Annotated in this window: 2 rRNA genes; both read right to left on the reverse strand. The window is 52.6% G+C overall.

Annotation, left to right across the window (positions count from 1 at the left end):
• Positions 1–6 precede the first annotated feature (6 nt).
• Positions 7–122: ribosomal RNA gene (gene rrf, locus PR709_RS19500) — 5S ribosomal RNA — on the reverse strand.
• 129 nt (positions 123–251) lie between these two features.
• Positions 252–2,608 (reverse strand): 23S ribosomal RNA (locus tag PR709_RS19505); the annotation flags it as partial.

The following is a 2,608-nucleotide window of genomic DNA, read 5'->3' on the forward strand; positions in this document are numbered from 1 at the left end:
TTTGATGTCTGGCAGTTCCCTACTCTCACATGGGGAGACCCCACACTACCATCGGCGCTACGGCGTTTCACTGCTGAGTTCGGCATGGGGTCAGGTGGGACCACCGCGCTATTGCCGCCAGACAAATTCGGTTCGTTCCCGTTCGCGTCGACACCGCAAACCAGAACTGCAATCTTGAACAAGCTGATTTCTCGCACCACTCTATCTCGTGCGCTTCAACAATCGTCTCTCTAAAACACCTTCGGTGTTGTCAGGTTAAGCCTCACGGTTCATTAGTACTGGTTAGCTCAACGTATCGCTACGCTTACACACCCAGCCTATCAACGTCTTCGTCTTAAACGTTCCTTTAGGACCCTTAAAGAGTCAGGGAAGACTCATCTCAAGGCAAGTTTCCCGCTTAGATGCTTTCAGCGGTTATCTCTTCCGCACTTAGCTACCGGGCAGTGCCATTGGCATGACAACCCGAACACCAGCGGTGCGTCCACTCCGGTCCTCTCGTACTAGGAGCAGCCCCTTTCAATCTTCCAACGCCCACGGCAGATAGGGACCGAACTGTCTCACGACGTTCTAAACCCAGCTCGCGTACCACTTTAAATGGCGAACAGCCATACCCTTGGGACCTACTTCAGCCCCAGGATGTGATGAGCCGACATCGAGGTGCCAAACACCGCCGTCGATATGAACTCTTGGGCGGTATCAGCCTGTTATCCCCGGAGTACCTTTTATCCGTTGAGCGATGGCCCTTCCATTCAGAACCACCGGATCACTAAGACCTACTTTCGTACCTGCTCGAGCCGTCACTCTCGCAGTCAAGCTGGCTTATGCCTTTGCACTAACCGCATGATGTCCGACCATGCTTAGCCAACCTTCGTGCTCCTCCGTTACGCTTTGGGAGGAGACCGCCCCAGTCAAACTACCCACCAGACACTGTCCGCACCCCAGATTATGGGGCAACGTTAGAACATCAAACATTAAAGGGTGGTATTTCAAGGTTGGCTCCATGCAGACTGGCGTCCACACTTCAAAGCCTCCCACCTATCCTACACATCAAGGCTCAATGTTCAGTGTCAAGCTATAGTAAAGGTTCACGGGGTCTTTCCGTCTTGCCGCGGGTACACTGCATCTTCACAGCGAGTTCAATTTCACTGAGTCTCGGGTGGAGACAGCCTGGCCATCATTACGCCATTCGTGCAGGTCGGAACTTACCCGACAAGGAATTTCGCTACCTTAGGACCGTTATAGTTACGGCCGCCGTTTACTGGGGCTTCGATCAAGAGCTTCTCCTTACGGATAACCCCATCAATTAACCTTCCAGCACCGGGCAGGCGTCACACCGTATACGTCCACTTTCGTGTTTGCACAGTGCTGTGTTTTTAATAAACAGTTGCAGCCAGCTGGTATCTGCGACTGGCTTCAGCTCCATGGGTAAACCACTTCACCTAATGCCAGCGTGCCTTCTCCCGAAGTTACGGCACCATTTTGCCTAGTTCCTTCACCCGAGTTCTCTCAAGCGCCTGAGTATTCTCTACCTGACCACCTGTGTCGGTTTGGGGTACGATTAATGATAATCTAGAGCTTAGAGGCTTTTCCTGGAAGCGGGGCATGAGCTACTTCGCCACCGTAGTGACTCGTCATCAGACCTCAGTGTATAGCGAACCGGATTTGCCTAATTCACCCACCTACATCCTTAAACCGGGACAACCGTCGCCCGGCCAGCCTAGCCTTCTCCGTCCCCCCATCGCAATTATCACCAGTACAGGAATATTAACCTGTTTCCCATCGACTACGCATTTCTGCCTCGCCTTAGGGGTCGACTCACCCTGCCCCGATTAACGTTGGACAGGAACCCTTGGTCTTCCGGCGTGCGGGTTTTTCACCCGCATTATCGTTACTTATGTCAGCATTCGCACTTCTGATACCTCCAGCATGCCTCGCAGCACACCTTCACAGGCTTACAGAACGCTCCCCTACCCAACAACATCTAAATGTCGCTGCCGCAGCTTCGGTGCATGGTTTAGCCCCGTTACATCTTCCGCGCAGGCCGACTCGACCAGTGAGCTATTACGCTTTCTTTAAATGATGGCTGCTTCTAAGCCAACATCCTGGCTGTCTGAGCCTTCCCACTTCGTTTCCCACTTAACCATGACTTTGGGACCTTAGCTGGCGGTCTGGGTTGTTTCCCTCTTCACGACGAACGTTAGCACCCGCCGTGTGTCTCCCGTGATAACATTCTTCGGTATTCGTAGTTTGCATCGGGTTGGTAAGTCGGGATGACCCCCTAGCCGAAACAGTGCTCTACCCCCGAAGATGAGTTCACGAGGCGCTACCTAAATAGCTTTCGGGGAGAACCAGCTATCTCCCGGTTTGATTGGCCTTTCACCCCCAGCCACAAGTCATCCGCTAATTTTTCAACATTAGTCGGTTCGGTCCTCCAGTTAGTGTTACCCAACCTTCAACCTGCCCATGGCTAGATCACCGGGTTTCGGGTCTATACCCTGCAACTCATTCGCCCAGTTAAGACTCGGTTTCCCTACGGCTCCCCTATTCGGTTAACCTTGCTACAGAATATAAGTCGCTGACCCATTATACAAAAGGTACGCAGTCACCC

The sequence above is a fragment of the Providencia sp. PROV267 genome, from assembly GCF_028477825.1.
GTDB classification, from domain to species: Bacteria; Pseudomonadota; Gammaproteobacteria; order Enterobacterales; family Enterobacteriaceae; genus Providencia; species Providencia stuartii.